17 protein-coding genes, 1 tRNA gene and 2 pseudogenes are annotated in these 19,874 nt (G+C 60.6%); 12 read left to right on the top strand and 8 right to left on the bottom strand.

Annotation, left to right across the window (positions count from 1 at the left end; genetic code table 11):
* Positions 1-8: 8 nt before the first annotated feature.
* Both ACP7D4_RS23375 and ACP7D4_RS23370 read right to left on the bottom strand, forming a co-directional pair.
* The gene (locus tag ACP7D4_RS23375) at positions 9-209 is read right to left on the bottom strand and encodes a YbdD/YjiX family protein (protein WP_426211606.1); all 201 of its coding nucleotides are present in this window, start codon (positions 207-209) and stop codon (positions 9-11) included.
* A 2-nt stretch (positions 210-211) separates the two neighbouring features.
* Positions 212-2,275: a carbon starvation CstA family protein gene (locus ACP7D4_RS23370; RefSeq protein WP_426107347.1), complete on the bottom strand. Its 2,064-nt coding sequence runs from the start codon at positions 2,273-2,275 to the stop codon at positions 212-214.
* Positions 2,276-2,541: 266 nt separating this feature from the next.
* Between ACP7D4_RS23370 and ACP7D4_RS23365 the strand changes: the two genes are divergently transcribed.
* The 6 genes from ACP7D4_RS23365 to ACP7D4_RS23340 all read left to right on the top strand — a co-directional run bounded on the left by ACP7D4_RS23365 (position 2,542) and on the right by ACP7D4_RS23340 (position 9,194).
* Positions 2,542-3,717, top strand: a complete 1,176-nt coding sequence (locus tag ACP7D4_RS23365) for an EAL and HDOD domain-containing protein (protein ID WP_426211604.1) — start codon at positions 2,542-2,544, stop codon at positions 3,715-3,717.
* Between the two features lies 1 nt (position 3,718).
* On the top strand, positions 3,719-5,773 hold the full coding sequence (locus ACP7D4_RS23360) for a putative bifunctional diguanylate cyclase/phosphodiesterase (RefSeq protein ID WP_426107351.1): 2,055 nt from the start codon (positions 3,719-3,721) through the stop codon (positions 5,771-5,773).
* Positions 5,774-5,973: 200 nt separating this feature from the next.
* Positions 5,974-6,063 (top strand) — tRNA-Ser (locus tag ACP7D4_RS23355).
* Between the two features lie 195 nt (positions 6,064-6,258).
* Positions 6,259-7,236, top strand: a complete 978-nt coding sequence (locus tag ACP7D4_RS23350) for a tyrosine-type recombinase/integrase (RefSeq protein ID WP_426211602.1) — start codon at positions 6,259-6,261, stop codon at positions 7,234-7,236.
* Between the two features lie 282 nt (positions 7,237-7,518).
* Positions 7,519-8,685: a hypothetical protein gene (locus ACP7D4_RS23345; RefSeq protein ID WP_426211601.1), complete on the top strand. Its 1,167-nt coding sequence runs from the start codon at positions 7,519-7,521 to the stop codon at positions 8,683-8,685.
* A gap of 5 nt (positions 8,686-8,690) precedes the next feature.
* Positions 8,691-9,194 carry a hypothetical protein gene (locus ACP7D4_RS23340; RefSeq protein WP_426211600.1) on the top strand — a complete coding sequence of 168 codons (504 nt, stop codon included), beginning with the start codon at positions 8,691-8,693 and terminating at the stop codon, positions 9,192-9,194.
* A 114-nt stretch (positions 9,195-9,308) separates the two neighbouring features.
* On the opposite strand, the gene tnpB is transcribed toward ACP7D4_RS23340, so the two are convergent.
* Complete coding sequence (gene tnpB, locus ACP7D4_RS23335; RefSeq protein ID WP_426211599.1) at positions 9,309-9,860, bottom strand: IS66 family insertion sequence element accessory protein TnpB; 552 nt, start codon at positions 9,858-9,860, stop codon at positions 9,309-9,311.
* Positions 9,860-10,222: pseudogene (tnpA, locus tag ACP7D4_RS23330) on the bottom strand (IS66 family insertion sequence element accessory protein TnpA); the annotation flags it as partial. The pseudogene tnpA and the gene tnpB, both read right to left, overlap by 1 nt.
* A 226-nt stretch (positions 10,223-10,448) precedes the next feature.
* Between tnpA and ACP7D4_RS23325 the strand changes: the two are divergent.
* From ACP7D4_RS23325 to ACP7D4_RS23315, 3 genes are all read left to right on the top strand, one after another.
* Positions 10,449-10,985, top strand: coding sequence for a hypothetical protein (locus ACP7D4_RS23325; protein ID WP_426211597.1), 537 nt, complete (start codon positions 10,449-10,451; stop codon positions 10,983-10,985).
* Positions 10,870-12,531 (top strand): hypothetical protein, encoded by a 1,662-nt coding sequence (locus tag ACP7D4_RS23320; RefSeq protein ID WP_426211595.1) that lies wholly within the window; start codon positions 10,870-10,872, stop codon positions 12,529-12,531. The genes ACP7D4_RS23325 and ACP7D4_RS23320 overlap by 116 nt, the downstream gene beginning before the upstream one ends.
* A gap of 338 nt (positions 12,532-12,869) precedes the next feature.
* Positions 12,870-14,297 (top strand): alpha/beta fold hydrolase, encoded by a 1,428-nt coding sequence (locus tag ACP7D4_RS23315; RefSeq protein ID WP_426211593.1) that lies wholly within the window; start codon positions 12,870-12,872, stop codon positions 14,295-14,297.
* A gap of 180 nt (positions 14,298-14,477) precedes the next feature.
* Here the strand turns inward: ACP7D4_RS23315 and ACP7D4_RS23310 are convergent, their stop codons facing one another.
* From ACP7D4_RS23310 to ACP7D4_RS23300, 3 genes are all read right to left on the bottom strand, one after another.
* On the bottom strand, positions 14,478-16,220 hold the full coding sequence (locus ACP7D4_RS23310; protein ID WP_426211591.1) for a methyltransferase domain-containing protein: 1,743 nt from the start codon (positions 16,218-16,220) through the stop codon (positions 14,478-14,480).
* Positions 16,221-16,399: 179 nt separating this feature from the next.
* Complete coding sequence (locus ACP7D4_RS23305; protein ID WP_426211589.1) at positions 16,400-16,600, bottom strand: hypothetical protein; 201 nt, start codon at positions 16,598-16,600, stop codon at positions 16,400-16,402.
* 60 nt (positions 16,601-16,660) lie between these two features.
* On the bottom strand, positions 16,661-16,795 hold the full coding sequence (locus ACP7D4_RS23300; RefSeq protein ID WP_426107364.1) for a hypothetical protein: 135 nt from the start codon (positions 16,793-16,795) through the stop codon (positions 16,661-16,663).
* Positions 16,796-16,996: 201 nt separating this feature from the next.
* Between ACP7D4_RS23300 and ACP7D4_RS23295 the strand changes: the two genes are divergently transcribed.
* Together ACP7D4_RS23295 and ACP7D4_RS23290 are read left to right on the top strand one after the other, a co-directional pair.
* Positions 16,997-17,242: a type II toxin-antitoxin system ParD family antitoxin gene (locus ACP7D4_RS23295; RefSeq protein ID WP_426107366.1), complete on the top strand. Its 246-nt coding sequence runs from the start codon at positions 16,997-16,999 to the stop codon at positions 17,240-17,242.
* Positions 17,235-17,525, top strand: a complete 291-nt coding sequence (locus ACP7D4_RS23290) for a type II toxin-antitoxin system RelE/ParE family toxin (protein WP_426107368.1) — start codon at positions 17,235-17,237, stop codon at positions 17,523-17,525. Before ACP7D4_RS23295 ends, ACP7D4_RS23290 begins: the two co-directional genes overlap by 8 nt.
* 286 nt (positions 17,526-17,811) lie before the next feature.
* Here ACP7D4_RS23290 and ACP7D4_RS23285 read toward each other — a convergent pair whose 3' ends face one another.
* Entirely contained in the window at positions 17,812-18,258 is a 447-nt protein-coding gene (locus tag ACP7D4_RS23285; protein WP_426211588.1) for a hypothetical protein, read from the bottom strand.
* 1,207 nt (positions 18,259-19,465) lie between these two features.
* On the opposite strand from ACP7D4_RS23285, the pseudogene ACP7D4_RS23280 reads away from it, so the two are divergent.
* Positions 19,466-19,874: pseudogene (locus tag ACP7D4_RS23280) on the top strand (IS3-like element ISAfe17 family transposase); the annotation flags it as partial.

Here is a 19,874-nt window from a genome sequence, read left to right as displayed (position 1 = left end):
CCTTGGCGTCAGCAGCAACCGCCCTGCTTGCCGGCCCCGCCGTAGCGCGCCTGCTGGCGTTCGCGGAAAAATTGTTCGTAAGTCATCACCGGCTGCTCCGGGTGCGTGGCCTGCATGTGCGCCACGTAGTTGCCGTATTTGGGCAGCCCCACCATCAGGCGCATGCTTTGCCCGAGGTAGCGGCCCGCCTGTTTGAGTTCGCCAAACATGGTCAAGCCTGCGGCACCGGCATGGCGACAAAGGGCGACTCTTGCGCGCTTGGCGTACCGCTGTTGCGCGCCGCCAGCACTGTACGCACGCCGTACACCAGCACGGCCAGCACCACCAGCATGAAAAACCCCGCCAGCGCCGCGTCGACATAATCATTAAAGACAATGCGCCCCATTTGCCCCATGCTCTTGGCCGGCGCCAGCACCAAGCCCTGGTCCATGGCAGCCTGGAATTTGCGCGCGTGCGAGACGAAGCCAATGCGCACGTCTTCGTGGAACATTTTTTGCCAGCCGGCGGTAAGCGTGCACACCAGCAGCCAGACCGTGGGCGCGATCGTGACCCACGCATAGCGGGCGCGCTTCATCTTGAACAGCACGCAGGTGGCGAGGATCAGCGCGATACCGGCAAGCATCTGGTTGGCGATGCCAAACAGCGGCCACAGCGTATTGATGCCACCCAGCGGATCGACCACGCCCTGGTACAGGAAGTAGCCCCAGGCCGCCACGCACAGCGAGGTGGCGATCAGGTTGGCCGGCAGCGATTCGGTGCGCTTGAGCGAAGGCGACACCACACCCAACAGGTCTTGCAGCATGAAGCGCCCCGAGCGGGTGCCCGCATCGACGGCGGTGAGGATGAACAGCGCCTCGAACAGGATCGCAAAGTGGTACCAGAACGCCATCAGCGCCTTGCCGCCCAGCGCGCTGGACAAAATATTGGCCATGCCCACGGCCAGCGTGGGGGCGCCGCCCGCGCGCGAAATGATGGTGGTCTCGCCGACATCGGCAGCCGTTTGCGTGAGCATCTCGGGCGTGATGACAAAGCCCAGCTGGCCGACTGCCGCCGCGGCCGACTGCGCGGTGCTGCCGAGCAAGGCGCCCGGGCTGTTCATGGCAAAGTAAATGCCGGGCTCGATGGTGGAAGCGGCTACCAGCGCCATGATCGCGACGAACGATTCCATCAGCATGGCGCCGTAGCCGATGAAGCGCGCATGCTGCTCGTTCTCGAGCATCTTGGGCGTGGTGCCGGACGCAATGAGCGCGTGGAAACCGGATACCGATCCGCACGCGATGGTGATGAACAGGAAGGGGAACAGGCTGCCCGACCAGACCGGGCCGGAGCCGTCGATAAACCTGGTCACGGCCGGCATTTTGAGTTCGGGCGCGACGAACACGATGCCCACGGCCAGCGCCAGGATGGTGCCGATTTTGAGGAACGTTGACAGGTAGTCGCGCGGCGCCAGCAGCAGCCACACGGGAATGACGGACGCAATGAAGCCGTAACCGACCAGCATCCACGTCAGTTCGACGCCGGTGAAGGTGAACATGGGGCCGAGCACGGGATGCGCCTGCACCATCTGGCCGCCCAGAATGGCGAGCATCAGCAGCACGAAGCCGATCAGGGAAATTTCGCCCACCCTCCCGACGCGCAAAAAACGCGCATACACGCCCATGAACAGCGCGATGGGAATGGTGGCCATGACGGTAAAGCTGCCCCAGGGCGAACCGGTCAGCGCCTTGACGACGATGAGCGCGAGCACTGCCAAAATGATGACCATGATCATGAAGGTGCCGAGCAGCGCGATGACGCCCGGAATGGGGCCCAGTTCAGATTTGATCAGTTCGCCGAGCGAGCGCCCGTCGCGGCGGGTGGAAATGAACAGGATCATGAAGTCTTGCACGGCGCCGGCGAAGACGACGCCCGCCAAAATCCACATCATGCCGGGCAGATAGCCCATTTGCGCGGCCAGCACGGGACCGACCAGGGGCCCGGCGCCGGCGATGGCGGCGAAATGGTGGCCGAACAGCACATAGCGGTTGGTGGGGACGTAGTCGAGAGCGTCGTTGAACTTGTAGGCGGGCGTCTGGCGCGTTGCGTCGAGCGAGAGCACCTTGCTGGCGATGAACTTGCTGTAGAAACGGTAGGCGATCAGATAGACGCACACCGCGGCGGCCACTACCCAGATCGCGTTGATCGCTTCGCCGCGCTTGAGGGCGATGTAAGCGAGCGCAAAGGCGCCGCCCAGCGAGAGCGCCGCCCAGCCGGCCTGGCTTGTGAGACGTTTCATGGTTAACCCTCCTGTGGCTTTTCGGTTGGACCGAAAAACGCGCCGAGGATTCCGCGCCAGCGTCGCATACCTTGGGCTGGCGCAAAGCGGTAGTCAAAAGTGCTGATGTTAGTGATGGTCAAACTGATACGCTTTTTCGACAAATTTACCCAGGATGTAACATATTGAATAGAAAAATTTTAACAAATATCCGCACGGCAACTTTATGGATTGCATTTGGTTAATATCTCTACTACCATGGCGGTATCACTGATTGCGGAAACCCGATGGCTTCGAACGATTCCCTGTTGTTTCCACTGGTAAATATGGACGCGGTGGCGAACATGCAAAATGCATGGGTCGCCCTCTGCCTGCGCGTGCAAGCTGCCGATGGCGACACCGGCGCCGCGCTGCACAGCTTGTTTGGCGAGCCCGACTTGCTAGCTGCCATCGCGCCGCTCAATTGCATCCTGATGCTCGCCTCGCCCGCCGTGCTCGACGCGGCGCTGCTGGCCCGCATGCCCGTCGCGCGCGTCTCGTTCGCCTTTGAAGCTGGCGCGCTGCAGGACGATGACGGGCGCAAGCGCGTCGCCGCGCTGCACGAAAGCGGCTACCGCATCCTGGTCGACGGAGCGCTGGCGCCGGGCGTGAGCGCGCCGGTCGGCGTGACTGCAGTGGCCTGCGACTTTACCGACAGCGAACCGCAAAGCCGGGTGCTGCCGCTGGTGTTCGGGCCGCACCTGGCGCATGGCGTCGACAGCGCCGCGCGCCACGCGCAATGCGCGCGCGTGGGCTACGAATGGTTTAGCGGCGCCTATGCGCTGCACCCGGCGCCCAACCCGGCGCCGCACGACGGCAGCTCGCGCAAGCGCCTGATGACGCTTTTGGGCCTGCTCGCCCGCGACGCCGAAACGCGCGAGCTCGAAGCGCTGCTCAAGCAGGATCCGGCGCTCTCGTACCACTTGCTCAAGCTGGCCAATTCGGCCGCCTTTGCACACAGCACCGCCATCACCAGCTTTGGCCAGGCCATCAGCGTGCTGGGACGGCGCCAGCTGCAGCGCTGGCTGCAACTGCTGCTGTACGCGCGCCAGCAGGCCGACGGCCTGCCCAACCCGCTGCTGCCGATCGCCGCCCTGCGCGCCGCGCATCTGGAAGCGCTGTGCAAACTGAACGGCGGCGGGCGCGACGAACAAGACCTGGCTTTCATGACCGGCGTGTTCTCGCTGCTCGATCTGCTGCTCGGCATGCCGATGGCGGAGATCGTCGGCGAGCTCAATTTGCCGCCCAACGCGGCAAACGCGCTGCTGGCGCGCAGCGGGCCACTGGGTGAACTGCTGGCCATGACCGAAGCGCGCCAGGTCAGCGCGGCCATGCTCGAACACGCCGCGCTCACGCCACGCCAATGGCTGGGCAGCCAACTGCACGCCTACCATTGGGCGATTCAAGTGAGCCGGAATCTATAAGATGTTCCTGCGCCCCGCATCCGACATCTTGAGCAGCAGCGCCGCGCTATGCGAGGCGGTGATGCACATGCGCGGCGACATGCTGGCCGACGAAATGGGCCGCATCGCGGGCGCCTTGCTGGGCAGCCCGTGCGGCGTGTTCGCGCCGTGCGAGCAGGCGGGCGAAGACGCTGATGATGGCGCCCTGTTCCCGCACACCATGCAGGGCCTGGTGCAGGAGATCGCGTGCAACGGGCGCCGTTTCGGGCGTTTTGCCGTGTGGGGCCGCGCCATGTACGACGAAGGCGACCGCCAGCACCTGGCCAGCCTGGCCAAACTGACCGCCAACCTCTTGCAGTTGCACTCGCTGGCGCTGCGTTCGACCCACGCCTACGCCGAAATCGAACGCCAGCTGTCGCAGCAAAGCCAGATCCTGGACCGCATCAACGAGTCGGTGCTGACGATGGACCAGACTGGCTACATCACCAGCTGGAACAAGGGCGCCGAACGGCTGTTCGGCTACAGCGCGCTGGAAGCGGTGGGGCGCAATATCCTGTTTTTGTACGTGTCCGAGGAGGTCGGCTTTCACGACGCCTTTGTGGAGCAGGGCGGCAAGGTGATGGAAGTGCGGCGCCGGAAAAAATCGGGTGAAGTTTTCTGGGCCAGCATGTCGCTCTCGCCGCTCAAGGACATGGGCGGCAATCCGGCCGGCCTGATCGCCTACCTGAGCGACATCACCGAGCGCAAGCGCACCGAAGAGCGGCTGCACCAGCTGGCCTACCACGACGCGCTGACCAAGCTGCCCAACCGCACCCTGATGACCAAGCTGCTCGACCAGGCAATCGCCGTGGCGCTGCGCAACGGCTCGAGCGGCTGCGTGCTGTACATCGACCTGAACCGCTTCAAGGCGATCAACAACGCGCTCGGGCGGCGCATCGGCGACGCGCTGCTGCGCGAAGTGGGACAGCGCTTTCGCACCGCGCTGCGCGACCAGGACGTAGTGGCGCGTCTGTCGGGCGACGAATTTGCGGTGGGCCTGTTCGATCTGCGCCAGCACTTTGAGGCGACCACGGTGGCGCGCAAGCTGCAAACGGCGCTGCTGGAACCGTTTTTGATCGAAGGGCACGACCTGCGCGTGGGCGCGAGTATCGGCATCAGCGTCTATCCGCAGGACGGAGGCGACGCCGAATCGCTGCTGCGCCACGCCGACATCGCGATGGCGCGCGCCAAGCAGGGCGGGCACGGCGACGATGAAAGCGTGGCCTTCTACTGCCACGAAATGAACCTGGGCATGCAGGAGCGCATGCGCCTTGAAAGCGACTTGCGCCATGCGCTGTTGCACGACGAACTGCTGCTGCACTACCAGCCCAAGTTCGAGATCGGCAGCGGGCGCATTGTCGGCGCCGAAGCGCTGGTGCGCTGGCTGCATCCGGTGCGCGGCATGGTCCCGCCGGCCGACTTCATTCCCCTGGCCGAGACCACCGGCCTGATTTTGCAGGTCGGCGAATGGGTGTTGGAAGCGGCATGCGCGCAGGCCGCGCTGTGGCGCGAAGCGGGCATTGCGCCCTTCCGGCTGGCCGTGAATGTGTCGGCGCGCGAATTCATCGCCAGCCTGCCGGCGCGCGTGGCGGCCACGCTGGCGCGCCACGGCCTGGAGCCGCACTGGCTGGAGCTGGAGATCACCGAGAGCACGCTGATGCACGACATCGAGCGGGTGATCGACATCATGGACCAGATTACGGCGCTGGGCGTGTCGCTGTCGCTGGACGATTTTGGGACCGGGTATTCAAGCCTGTCGTATCTGAAGCGCTTTCCGATCGATACCTTGAAGATTGACCAGTCGTTTACGATGGGCATTCCGCTGGACGCCAGCGACTGCGCCATTGCCAGCACCATCATCAGCATCGGGCAGCAGTTGGGGCACCGGGTGATCGCGGAAGGCGTGGAGAGCACGGCGCAGCTGGAGTTTTTGCTGGGGGCCGGCTGCGACGAAGTGCAGGGGTATTATTTTTCAAGACCGCTGGCGGCGCGGGCGTTCGAGCAGGCGCTGCGCGATGATTGGCCAAGCGTGCCGTGAGCGGACAGATCTTGAGACGGCCAGCTGGCACTGTTTGAACCGGACGGGAGCTTGAAGAGTGGTTCGGTGGAAAAGGCTGAAGGCGGCGTTCCGCCATCAGGCGCCAATGTCGGATGACGCTGGATTGGTAGGGAAGGTGGCTGTCGCCTGTCAACCACTCCCGCCATGTACCAGCGACTTATGTATAATGCGGGTACGCAGGAAGCGTGGCCGAGTGGTTGAAGGCACCAGTCTTGAAAACTGGCGACGGGTTACACTGTTCGTGAGTTCGAATCTCACCGCTTCCGCCAGAGCAACGTTTGTCGATGTTTCGGTCTGTTCTAAAATCTCCATGTACACACGCTTTCCCCTATGAGGGAATGCTCAACACTGTTCGGGATCGTTCGTTGCGAGCCCGGCGAATTGTTGGTATAACTGTTGGTGCGACTTCCATACCAACATCATCGTATACCAACACTTCGGTTTCGGCCAATCCCATACCAGCAATGCCTCTCACAGACATCAAATGCAAGCAGTCCAAGCCTGGTGAAAAGCTGCTGAAGCTTTCCGACGCCGGCGGCCTGCCGTTGCACGTATTCCCGAATGGTTCCAAACTGTGGCGCGGCGCGTACCGGTACGACGGCAAACAGAAAACTTACTCGATGGGCGCCTATCCTGAAATGGGCCTGCTCGACACGCGCGACGCGTGGAAAAAGGCGAAGGCGACGCTGACTGCCGGCGTCGATCCGACCACCGCGCGCCGCGTGGACAAGCTGCGCGCGGTCAGCGCCGGCGGAAAGACCTTCGAGCAGGTGGCCACGGAGTGGCGCGAGAAAAAGTATCCAGTTGGATCTCAGACGGGTGACGACGCATTACACCGGCTCACGATGAATATTTTTCCCGACCTGGGGCCACTGCCGATCGCGGCGATTGATCCCCCGATGGTGCTCACGTCGCTTCGCCGCATCGAGGCGCGGGGATCCCTAGACATGACGAAGCGCGTCCAGCGGCTCACCGTTCGCGTCTTCAATTACGCCATTGCGTGCGGCCTGCGCTTGGATAATCCGGCGGCGCCAGTCAAGGAGGCGCTGAAGTCGCACAAAGCCGGTAATTTTGTCACTATCGAAGTTGAGGAATTGCCGAGATTCCTGGCTGACCTGGCCTTGGCCGAGGCGGATCTCGAGATCAAGACCAGGATCGCGACCCGACTCATGATGCACACCTTCGTTCGGACCGAGGAGATAGTGGGGGCGCCGTGGAGCGAGATCGATCTCGAGCGCGCGCTCTGGATCATCCCGGCCGAGCGCATGAAGATGACACGCGATCACGTTGTGCCGCCGTCGCACCAGGTGGTAAGTCTGTTCCGGCTGATGGAACCGATTACCGGCGGTCGCCACTTCGTATTCCCGCACCGGTCCAAGGGCAAGCTGCATATGGACAACAACAGGTGTTATGGGCGTGACATTCTTCCCGCCGCCGAGTGATGGCCAGCGCATTGCGGACACTATCCTGGGTGTCCTGATCGCTTCGGTGATTGGCGTCATGTTCGCGTATTTTTACGGAAGCAACCGCGCCTCGAAGACGAAGGACGACACTATAAACAAGCTTTCCAGCGGGGAGCCTGGCCGCTAAGTTGAGGGCAGGCGCAACGGGCCTCACTCCACTAAAAATGCCAGCAGATAGCTTGCGTGCAAACAAAGTGCCAAGTTGTCAATTTCCTTAGTCTGAGTCGTCCGTTCACCCGAGCGGAATACTTGGAGCAAGTGATGAAAAGAATTTTAGCGGCTGCGGTCGCTTTTTTGTTCGCGGGTTCTGCGTTCGCCGGGCATTTCAAAGGAAGTGCGGTACTCGTTGCGCCATTGATCACTAGCGACGCGCAGGCCACCCCAAAGCCGATTAACATCATTCGGCTTCCGGTCCAGGCAGGCAAGGCCAATTTGGTGACGACGACCAACCTCGTAATAGGCAGCGCAAGTTGGCTCGTCAAAGGCGACAAGTACTACAGCTTATGCATGCCGAATCGTCGCATGGTCGCATGTGCGCCGATCGTGGCAACGTCCATCATGCAAGATATCGACGTAAGCGCGTACGCTGGGCCAAAAGGTGAGCCCCGGGTCACGTTCCGCATCGAGCCGACGACCAAGTTGACGCCTGATCGACTCGCGGCATCGATCAACTACTTCGTTGCTCGCACGAACAAGCAGGTAGCGCACTTCAACCGGATGGTCATGATCTACGCACCTCCAAAGACAAAAGCTTCGCCGTTAAAAGCTGGCATTTCCTCTGCCTTGATCGCTGCCGGCGACGGTGGCAGTTGCAGCTACGACGACTTTGGGGACTACGACTGCAGTGGTGGCGACAGCGGCTACGACGGCGGTGGGTACGACGGCGGTAGTTATGACTGGTCTGGCGAATCCGACAACGGCGGCGGCGCGGAAGGCCCAGGCTCGCCATCCGTCCCCACATTTCCGAGCGGGAACGACAATGGCGACTCTGACCCGTGCATCGACGCCAGCGGCACCAACACCTGCCAGATAGTCGTCATCATCGGACAACTTCCCGATGCACCGGACCTCATGGCTATGGAGCCGTGCTTAATAACGCCCATCGGCGGGATCTGCCCGAGGATGCCCCCGGTGGTCGGCGTCGATCCGGTGGAGCAACTGCCACGAGGAGAAAGGCCATTGTGGCCGCAAGGCGCGTGCGACGCGTTGCCGATCCTTTGTTCGTCAGGGCAAATACCAACTGAGCCACCGCCACCGCTGACCGTTGAGGAGAAGTACCAGAACAGGCTTCGCCAGTGCTACAAAGCTGCAAACGATGCGTACGGCAGATGCAACGGAATGCGGTCGTATATGGGCGAGGAATGGTATAAAACTTGCGTTGACGGTGCGGAGAAGCAGGCGTTTGAATGCTCCACGATGCTCAGGTAGGCCACATGCCCTACTACAGCACATTTCGCGTCAGCGAAGCAGCGCCCACCGTTTTGGCGCTGCAATCCTTCACGCCGGAGCGGTGCATTATGACATGCGCTTTTCCGGTGTCTGCAATGGCCGAATGGGACGCGGGAGACGTGGCCAGTTTCATGGGCGTTGTCGTCATGGTGGCACTGGCGGATTCTGCGCCGGAAGGTGAGCCGGATTCGCCCATCAATCACTATCCGGCATTGCTTAAGCCGAATACGAAGCGAGTACTGGACAACGTATCGAACGTTTGCCCTCTCACTAGGCCCGAGTACTTGCACATTAGCGCAGTCCCAGGCCCAAATCGGTTACTGATCAAGCGTTGCATGAGTGAGGTCATCGGCGAGACGGTCGCTTCACTGTCGCTGCCCCGGCTCGCGCTTGCGGGTAATGCCGTGGCCGGGGCCGCTCTGGTTCGCGCGATGGTGGAGTTGCATCCCGATGTATTTGCGCCAATGGATCTGGTAGCATGGATGTGAGTTCGGATCTAGTCTAACCAGCACCAACTATTGTTGGTATCGATGTTGGTACGATTTCAATTTGACTAGCAAAAATCCAATATAAATCAATGGCTTGTCTGCTGTAATCGGATGTCACCGCTTCCGCCAGAATTTTGAAAATAAGCCCCACGCGTTGGGGCTTTTTCCGTTCGCTCCCAAAACCGTGGGGATGGAGGAAGACTTTCTAACGCGGGACGAGCAGGACGCGCGCTCGGCAGACGCGCCGCGGAGCGACGCATAGAATGGCAAAATTAGCAGAAGCTTGCGCGTGTTTGGACTGACTACAAGCGAAACAGTACACCCCCACAGTCGCCACGGCGCTGGCGCCGGTGCCGACAGGCGTTGCCAGTCCACGCCGGCGACCAGCCATTGCCATTGCTCGGCGCTCATCTGCCAGCAGGCATCGTCAAGCTGCGGCCGGACGAACTGGCCATGGTGCGGGCGGCGCAGGCACATCCACAGGCCAGTGCCATCCCAGCAAAGCATCTTCAGGCGCGTACAACGGCGCTTGGCAAACACGTACGCCGTGCCATCGCAAGGTGACCGCCCCAACGCCTGCTGCACATGCAACGACAGCCCGTCAATTCCGTTGCGCATATCCACCGCCGCCGTTGCCAGCCAGATTGCATCGGCCGACAGCTGCATCAGAGCGCCCGCATCAACTCGGCCAGCCAGCTGGCCGCTACATCGCCATGCAGCGTCAGGGTCCAGCCGCGCTCGCTGCGCAGGCGGTTCGCCGCTACCGGCGCAGCGGCTGGCGCTACGCGCACCGGCAGCAGCGCCGGCGTAGCGTGCGCGCCGGTCAATCGCCGCACCGAATAGCCGGCTTGGCGTACCGTAAAACCCTGCCCGACCGCATACGCGCGCTGAGACAGGCCGCTTGCTTGCCAATGTGCTGCCATCGCCTGATTAACCTCGTGCACGCTGCCGAACTGCCGATGTCGCAGCCGCGCCATGATCGAGCGCTCGACGATCTGCGTAGGCGATTCAGCCTTGGCCTTGTCCTTCGAAAGCGGTCAGTAAAACAAAAATATTTACAGATGAAAAATGTTACTCATTTGATATATACTCCGGGCGATTCGAAAGTTCATGCGGCAATTCTTTTAAAGCGAACAGCGATTCCCATGCGCATCTCGTCTCTTGATCGGGGTGAAGTTGAGGCGCCCATTTAACGGCCACCGTGTGGCAGGTCGATCAGCCCATCGATTGGCTCCTCAACATAAAGAACTCGCGATGAATGTCGGCAAGGCCACCGGATGTCAAAAATCTGGTCTGCGCGCCGTGGTATTCATCCCCAGCCAGCGGATTGGCTTCGTCAAAATCGGCCAGCGTGTACGGATCAGCTACGACGCTTTTCAGCAGCATCGGTTCGGCAAGCACTCCGGCACGATCCGCGCCCTGAGCCTGACGCCGATGGACCCGGCCCTGCTACCCCAGGGGCGCAAGGCCGGCCTGTACGCCGGCATGTCTGCCGAGGAGCCGCTGTACCGCGCGGACATCGACCTCGATGCGCAAGTGATCAGCATCGACCATGAAGCGCGTCCGCTCATTCCCGGCATGAGTCTGACGGTCGATCTTGTGCTCGAGCGCCGCTCAATCTTTGAAGCCATCTTCGAACCAATTCTTCGCCTTCACCGGCGCATGGGGTATTGCCATGAATGCTGTTCACCTGTTCGTCATCTGTGCCGCTCTGACCGGGGCACCTTGCGCCTGGGCCGCCGACAGCCGGTCCTGTCAGTCTCCAGTCCCGCATGCCAGCGTCGAGATTGACAAGGCGGCTGGCGGCGCCATCCTCAGCTATCGCTTTCCGGGAAAAATCTCCTGCTTTCGGCTGTCCGATGCGGGCAAAGTAAGGGCGCTCACCTGGACAATGCTGACGGCCGGCGCAACGCTGCTTGATGACGGCAACACTGTCGTGCTGGCAACGCCGGCCAGGCGATTCGACGTGAGCATTGTGCCGTTCGCGCGCGATGGACAGATCGACCGCGTTTACTCACCCGTCATTGCGTTCGGTGACCGCCGTGCGATGGCCGTGTACAGCCGCTACCTGGCAGCGAGCGAAGCAACAAAGCTGGTGGTCAAATTCAAAGGCTATCTGCCGCTGGGCTCGTCGGCGCGCGTGGGCCGGCACGCCTTTACCGATCGTGGCGACGATACCTATCTGATCGTGGGCGAGCCCGAAGTGACACAGCGTGGACAATCGTCGCTGGTGCTTGACCGGGCCACGCCGCCGTGGCTGATCGCGCACGCCGTCGACAGTGTCGTTCGCGGGACGTCGGCCCTGGCCAAGGATTTCTCGCTGCCGCGCCGATTGACCTACCTGGTCACGTACACCGAAGCTGAAGCCGACATCGCGCAGTGGCGCGGCGACACGTCGGCGCAACTGGTGCGCTTGAATTTCATGGGCGCGCGCTGGCAGTCGTCCGATCCGACCCGGCTGGCGGACCTGACCGGCTTCATCCTGCATGAGCTATTTCACACGGTGAATCATGTGCTGGCGCCCTCGGTGGCGGGCGATGGCGGCTTGTCGTTGCTTGAAGGTAGTGCCGAAGCGGCCGCCAGCAGCCTGCGCAACAGCCTGGGCGTGCTCGATGAACGCGCCTTCGCCGGCGTCAAAGACGCCGCGCTGCTGCGCTGCCAATCGATACCCGGCAACACGCTGGCCGACAAGGAGCGCAATAACACGCGCGCCGCACCGTACGCTTGTGGCGCTGCCATCCAGTACATGGGGGCAGCGTTACTGACGGGCGATGCGGACGGGCCTGACGCGACGTTGCGCGTGTGGCGACAGATGTTGCTCGATGAAACAGGCCCGTATGACTGGGCCCACTATTTCGCCGCCCTGCGCGTTCTGGCAGGTCCACAGGGGCGAGCGCAGGTGGACCTGCTGGAAAAGCTGGTCAGCGGCGCTGAACCGTTGTCGTCCGTGCTAGCCGGCCTGGAACGCCAGCACCTCATCAGGAGGCAGACCGACCACGAACAGCAGGGGCCGGCGCAGTCCGCTTTTTTTGCGCAACTGACGCTTGACCAGATTCTGGACAGTCATTGCACCGGCATGCGCGGCACGTATTTTCTCGATGGCATTTACACGCTCGACGCGCCGGCAGCGTCATGCGCTGGATTGCCGGACAAGTTTCCGGTCGCGTCGATTAACGGCTATGCGCTGGCGCAGCAGGGACGCGATGCCTATTCCGAGCACCAGCGCCGCTGCGCAGCGCGCGGTCAGGCCACGCTGCACGACGCCAAGGGCGCCGTTCTTTCCATCGCGTGCAGCGAGCCGCGGCAGAACGTCGAGCTTTACAGTTTTCTGCATTGATCCGCCCATTAGGACTTGGAATGACGTAACTATCGCCCATCCGTTTGATCAGAAAGCCCCAATTGCCGCGCCTTGATCTGGTGGAGGAGATTGTGCCGACATGGAAGCTGCCCGGATATAACGCCGCTGGCTTACCGCTTACCGTTGCCCAGCCCGACCTTGAGCACCACTGCCCCACGTTCAGAGCGTATCGACCTTTCGGCGCTGACCATGGCCATCACTCACACCGCCCATACAACCATCTATCCATGCCCAAGGCAATCTGTCGCAAAATCACAAGGGATGTTGTGCGTTAACGGAATACTGGGGATTCACACCAATCTTGCGTTGAGGTCTCCATGATGATCTGCACGAAACTGTTTTCCGCGCTCGCCATTTTGCTGATCGCCAGCCTAGCCCGCGCTGCAACTTATGCGCCTTGCCCTGATAGCGATGCACTCCCTATTTTGAAGGGCAGTGTTTGCACCACCGTCATCATGCCGCTCTCATACGCGGACCTCGCAATGGCCCCGGCCACGGAAATACGTCTGTTTGTTCGGCAGTTCCCCGCGAAAGGCCCGTCGAAGGGGACGGTGTGGCTCGTCGCTGGCGGTCCCGGCGAGTCCGGCGCGTCGCTCTACCCGATGCTCGACGTGTTGCGCAGCAGTTTTCCTGACTTCGATTTGATGATTCCGGATCATCGTGGCACCGGTTACTCCAGCCGCCTGTGCCCGCGGGAAGAATCCGTCGACAGCCCTGGCGGCGCGGCGCTTGCGGGAGCGGAATGGGGGAGCTGCCCCGCGCACCTCGCGGAACATCCTGAACGGGCCGGGAACTTTTCCATGACTACTGCCGCCTATGATCTGAAAAATCTGATCTCGACATCCAATCTTGATAAGCCGGTGTACGTTTATGGCGTCTCGTATGGAACCCAATTGGTCCTGCGTACCTTGCAGCTCGGGAAAACACCAATCACCGGTGTCATCCTCGATTCTCTCGTGCCCCTGCAAACGGCAGCGCAGTGGGACTTGAGCCACCGCTCCCACGCCGTCGATGACGTCGGTCGCACAGTGCTGGCTGGGTGCGACAAAGACACGGTGTGCCATCGCATGATGGGGCAAAAAGCGGAAACGGTGTACCGACGCGTGCTGGCGATGATGCGCGAGCAGCCGATATTGCTCGCCAAGATACCCGGCAAGGACTTGAAGCGATTCCTTGGTAGCATGCTCGACGTCCCCGAAGCCCGCAGTCGCATTCCCTATTTGATCAAGGACCTGCAATTAGCGCGCGGTCAAGAACTGGAGACGGTACTTCAGACGCTGCAGGACGCTGGCAAGCAGTTTGGAGAATTTCCCCAATCGCCGCCGTCAATTCCACTGGTTAGCATCATCAGCGCCTCAGAAAATAATCTACGCCCAAACTTGACGGCAGACGATCTCAAAAAAGAGGACGAAACTTTGCTGTTTGCGAGCCGATTGCCCGAGCTGCTGGTCCAGCCACTGTTCCCGTCGTATCCCCGCGATGAGTATTTTGGCAAAGTGCCCACGCAATTTCCTCCAGTGCTGGTGTTTGCCGGCATGCTCGATCCGAAGACGCCTTATGACGGCGCTCTGAGCCACATCGCGGCGCTTAAAAAATTCAGCAAGGTTGGCTTGGTCAGCTTGCCAAGCGCGCCGCACTTCATTTTGTGGTCGGCGCCAGCATGTTTTACCCGTTACGCGCGCAACTTTGTGCAAGGTGGCACGCTTGCAGACCACCACTGCGGGGTGTCGAAGCGACGGCCTTAGTCGTGCGGCCGTTCCCTGTTCGCGCAGTCCCGAAAGCGGTGCCGGATGCCGTTATTGTCGCAGGTCTTGCACTCGACCGGAACGGGTTCGGAGGGACTCAATACTTTCTGGAGACGCGCATGTCCGAATGTTGTTTGCTCGTGGTCTGAAGTATCGACATTAGGTCAAATGCGGCATGGCTTATACCGAAGGTACTGCCAGACCCCGCTCAGAACGACTCGTGGAAAGTACCGGCTCCCAAGGGCGCAATCCCTGGTCCTTCTCCAACCGAATGCGATGCATCTTCATGGCCTCGATGATGTCATCGGGCGACGGGTGCTCGACAAAAATCGGAAGCGTCTGCCTGGCCTCTAGAAAAAACTGGCGTCTTGAATTGTCCCCGATATTCAAGAATGCATCGCTCCACCAGCTGGTAATGTAATCGCTCGATTTCTCCAGGGTCGCTTGTGTAACCAGGCGATTCGATTTGTTGTTGTTGATCCGCCTCGACGCCGGCATCAAGTTCCATGCATCGCCACACGGCCAGGCGGCGAAGGGGAAACAGTGATCCACATCGTATTCATCGTGCAATCGCTGGCCCGACCAGACGCAGTAGACTGGCTTGCCCTCAGCGCGAATGCGAGTAACAGCTGCGCGGGCCAGCCGCGTATCACGCTCGGGGTCTGCCCACACGAGCAGCGCCTGCGCCAGCTGGCGAGCATTGGCGATGCGGTTTCCTGCGTAGCCTTCTATCAGGCGAATCCATTCTGTCACCAGGACCGGTTCAACCCATACGTTATAGCGCGTAAGCGCGTGCCAGATCGGCGCGGGAATATGTAATTCTCCGAAGCTCCACAAGAATGGCTCATCGACTTGAAGTTGTGAGGGAGCCGCCATTCGTCGAAGCAGATGGACGTCGAAAATTCGCTGCTCACTGGCAGGCCAACGCAGGTACTTTGCCGGCATGTCGCGAATCAGGCGGGCAATCTCCGAAAGGCTTCGGTGCAAATGCCTGGCCGTCTCACCTTCAAAGACTGCGCCCACCCGCAGTTCAACCGGGGTGACGAGGCGGAGCGCGTTGAAGCTGTCAGTCACGAAACCAGGTTTGACGCCAAGGCGTGAGTGGGGCATTTGCGGCAGGCCGTTTTCGATCAAGGGCTTGTACATGCGCATCCAGAAAAGTGCTACGAGGCCCATGGGGACAACGACGTGGTCGGATTCATGCCGCGCGGCGCCGGCTGCCGCATCTGCGATTCGCGCCAAGATTCGCAGCAGCGCGATTTTGTACGTCGACGACTTTTCGTCATTGAGGACGAGGTGACGGAGGAGCGGGAGCGAGGCGATTGCGTCGTCCGGCAGACCAAACACTGCCGTGGTCCATGAAACGCTGGCCCGTCCCAGCTTGTCCGGGCTGTCTGTCGCGCTCATCAGCCGCAGTCCAAATTGCTGCGCAAGGGCAGACAATTCGTGCAGCGTCACCGCGTACATCGCGCGCTCAGGGTCCGGATCGCCGATGCGCAAACTGATGGCAATGCGCCCGTTCGGAGCGAGCAGCATGGCCATTTTTCTTAACGCGCGCTCCCGGGAAGCTGGGGGGATGTGCATCCATACCGCCGATAACAGGATCAGATCGAACGACAGGCCAAGTCGGCGAACCTGCGCGAGGTCGGGGAGACTATCGGCAATCCAGTTAATCCTGGTTGACGGATGCAGGTTACGAGCATGCGCGCGCATTGCATCGGACGGCTCGACGGCGACCACGTCATATCCGCGCGATGCAAACCAGGCGGCGTCGCGCCCGGAGCCGGCGCCTACATCAAGAATCGTTGTTCCCGTCTGTGGGAGGAGGTCAAGCAAGCCAGCATGGACAACTTCAAACGCCAATGATTCGTACTGATCTACAAGTTGCCGCGCGTTCTTTTCATAATGAGGAATGGTCGGCATGAGGGAATCTGGGTTTGCATAGTGCGATTTGTACATTGTAGTTCGGAATTGCCGACGCCAAGTTAATGCCCCTGAAAGCGAGTGTCACGTAGCGCCAACGACAGCGAACCTAACGCCGGCTGCCGAGCGCGGCCTCGAGGAGATCTGGATTGATACAGTACAGCGGTGGGGTAGCGCTGTCAGCCAACAATGAAACTGACGTCCAGCTCCGCACATGTGTGGCACAGATGCACAATCGCCAAGGCTTTTGCAGCGTCTGGCGCCGCCATATAGCGGCCGACGGCGCCTGCGATGGTGTCCAGACCAGTGGCGCGCAAAAACTGGTGCGCCGCCATCAGCTCCTTCTTTTCACCTCCCAGCAAATGCAGCCGCCCTGTCATTGCCTTGTTTTCAAGTAGATTGAGCAGGGCCTTAAGATGGACAAGATACAATGGGCCGGGTCACCAGGCAGTCGCGACATCCTTCGATTTGAGCATACGGCCCATACGGCCGAGGAAAGTCGGCGCCATTGTCGCCGTGGGTGCCGTATAGTCGAGCGCTATCGCGCGCAGCATTCCCTTGTCCTCGATCATCATCGAGGCCGCCGGTGGGAGTGGTACGGTCGGCGAGCTGTTCCTTGCCGGCACTAACCCTGCGCCGTTCACTTGCTTTCGTCGGCGCCAACTCGTGCGTATACTGGGCGCGTCCGGTTCTCGTGCGCAGTTCTGGCAGCTTGTGTCGGTTCGTGTGATGATGCACCAATAGTATGAATTTCGATGCGTAGCTCAGGGGGAATTATGGGAACGGTGCGGAAGACGATTACGCTGACCGACCAGCAGGACAGCTGGATTAAAGCTCAGATTGAAGCTGGGCACTACACCAACGACAGCGAATACATTCGCGACCTGATCCGGCGCGAACAGGAGCGCAACGCTGAGATTGACGCTATCCGCGCTGCATTAATTGAGGGCGAGGGCAGCGGGGAGCCGACATCGTTCGATGTCGCCGCATTCAAGCGGAGAATGCTGGCTAAACATGGCTGAATATCGCCTTACGCCAGCCGCCGTGCGCGACTTGGAGGCGATCTGGATTCATACCTTGCAGCAATGGGGCCTAGAGCAGGCTGATCGTTACATCGACATCCTGATGGCGACCTTCACTGAGCTGGCCCAATCACCCAAGACAGCGCCGGCTTGCGACCACATACGGCCAGGCTACCGCCGTCGAAGTGTTGAGCGCCACATCATCTATTTTCGTATCACGACATACGGTATCGCAGTCGTTCGTGTACTGCACGACCGCATGGATGCACTGCGCCACCTGTGATTACACCAACTACCAGGGCAGACTTCAGCGCGAAATTTGCGCGCGCGGCATGGGCGGCGTGCCGACAAACGGCCACGCCCTGATAGCTACCGAAACTGCAGATCAGCCTGTGTACGAATGTCGGCTTTGACCCCTGCCTTTGGGGGCGCGCGATCCATGTCCCCTTGTCGGCACTGACCCTGCGCCGTTGCTTACCCTCTCTAACGCCCCGGTGGCAAGGCGAGGCGACCGCAGGACGGAGCGAAACGTCTCGGAAGGCGGTGGGGCCGAAAAAATCGTTAGACGTTCATTGAAGTCCTTCAACCGCATCTGGCATCGACGACGAAAGTCCACTTTCGTTGATCTCGCATTTCAAGGGGGAGCCGCTCGCTTTCAGCAAGCACATCGCAAACTGCATTTCCTCGCCCCATTGCGTTTCGCGGCATGTGACGGCCATCGCACTAGCGATATCGTAGCACTGCTGTATTGCATGCACGCGGCGCCATTCGTCCGGGATTGGTGGCGGAGGCTTGGTCGGCACCAGCCCACCTGAGCAGAATATTAAAGAAAGATCACACATGCTCTGCGGTTCTCCAAGCGGCGGGTTCCATGTGCTAAACGCCGCCGGGCAGATGGTATTACCGTCCGAGTCGATACAAGGATCACCGTCGCCGCTTTCTTGCCCGGATGGGAAGCTGCAATTGCTGTCGCAGTCATCACGCAACAGCTTATCCATCTGATCTGGGTCGCGCACGGAGTAATTCCGAACGCCACGTCCAGCGCCCCCATCGGCACTAGCGCTGCCATAGGCACCAGCGCCACCATAGACGCCAGCGTCACCGCCAGTGCAATCATATGAACCGGCCTCTGTGTAGTTGCACCCGTCGCCCTGGCTGCCCTCGGCGATCGAGGCGCTTGCCCTGCCGCTGCCTGAGGAAATCGCACTCCCCACTGCTGCGTATGGCGCCGCCCTCCGGTCGAAGTGCGTTGCTTGACTGTAAAGGCGGCTCATGAAGTAATCAATTGCATAAACAGTCCGCTTCTGCGTCTGCTTGGCGCCAGGAACCAACTGAAATGTGATTCTGACCTTCCCGGCCTAGGGCGGCAGCATGACGACTGCCATCGGTCGCGGGCGCGTGGCCTTGTTCATCCCAATTAACGACGGAACCAGTACGATGCTGCCTTTTGAATGCGGAGCGGCAAGGGCAGCTGCAGACCAACTGGCGGCCAGCGCAAGTAGCGCTGTGAGCGCGAGGAGAGATTTATTCAGGGAGGAATCCTTTGCGGATGACAGAAGAGGAACGAGCTTATCTTTGCCTCGTACTGTCCACTTGCGTGGGATCTCCCGTGCGCGTGATCCGGGCGTTGAACTCTGATATCGATCAAGCTCACACGGCCGCCGGCCGCCGTATTGCGATATGTGTGACGTGCTCGGCTTCTCTGAAGAGGTGTCATACCATGCGAGGCACCTCCGCTGGCAGAGAACGTGTCCGATTGTCGGCACAGACCCTGTGGGGTTCCCCTGTGCCGTTCCCGGCGCTTGTGCCGTATCGACCTCGCCAATGCAAAGGAAACAAGCGGTTATTCGAGGTGCCCGTTTAGTATGACATCCCGGTTATCAACCACCACGACCAGCATGGCGCAAGTAAGCGGCGTGTAAGTCGGCCCAATGCGGCAAGATTGCCGCGCAATGGTCTTCGTTCGCCCTTTGTATTAGACATCAACACGCCGCGCAACCGCCGCGCGACCTAAACATCACTCGGTAATCGGCACCAACGCCGTCACCTTGCCGCTCTCGTCAAGCGCAAACCCAATCAGCAGCTCTTCGTTCTTCGCGCACACAATATAGCGCGCCATCACCACCCCGCCGACGATGCCTTGGTCAACGTACCCAACCTCTATAGTGGATCCTGAAATCAAGACAATGGTTTAAGCTGTTGCCGGAAAATGGAGAACTGGCAATGAGCGATGTGAAGAAACGAAAAGTTCCAAGCCCTGATTTGAAGGCAAAGATCGGCCTGGAGGCCATCCGGGGTCTGAAGACGCTGAATGAAATTGCTCAAGAATATGGCGTGCACCCAGTGCAGGTTGGGCAATACAAGAAGCAAATCCTGACGCAGGCTGGTGAGCTCTTTGAAGGCAAGCGCGGCCCGAAGCCGGTGAATGAACATGCCGAACCAGAGCGGTTGTATAGCGAGATCGGCAAGCTGAAGATGGAACTGGATTGGCTCAAAAAAAAGTCTGGTGTGAGCCAGTGATGACGCGGATGGCGTGGGTGAGCCCTGAAAAGGACATGGCGGTGAGCCAGCAATGTGAGCTGGGGGGCGTGTCCAGGGCCACTGTTTATGCTCAGCGCAAGCCGCAGGAGGT

The organism is Massilia sp. TWP1-3-3 (assembly GCF_049897805.1).
Classification (GTDB): Bacteria; Pseudomonadota; Gammaproteobacteria; order Burkholderiales; family Burkholderiaceae_D; genus Telluria_A.
This window is presented reverse-complemented; position numbering and strand designations above follow the sequence as displayed.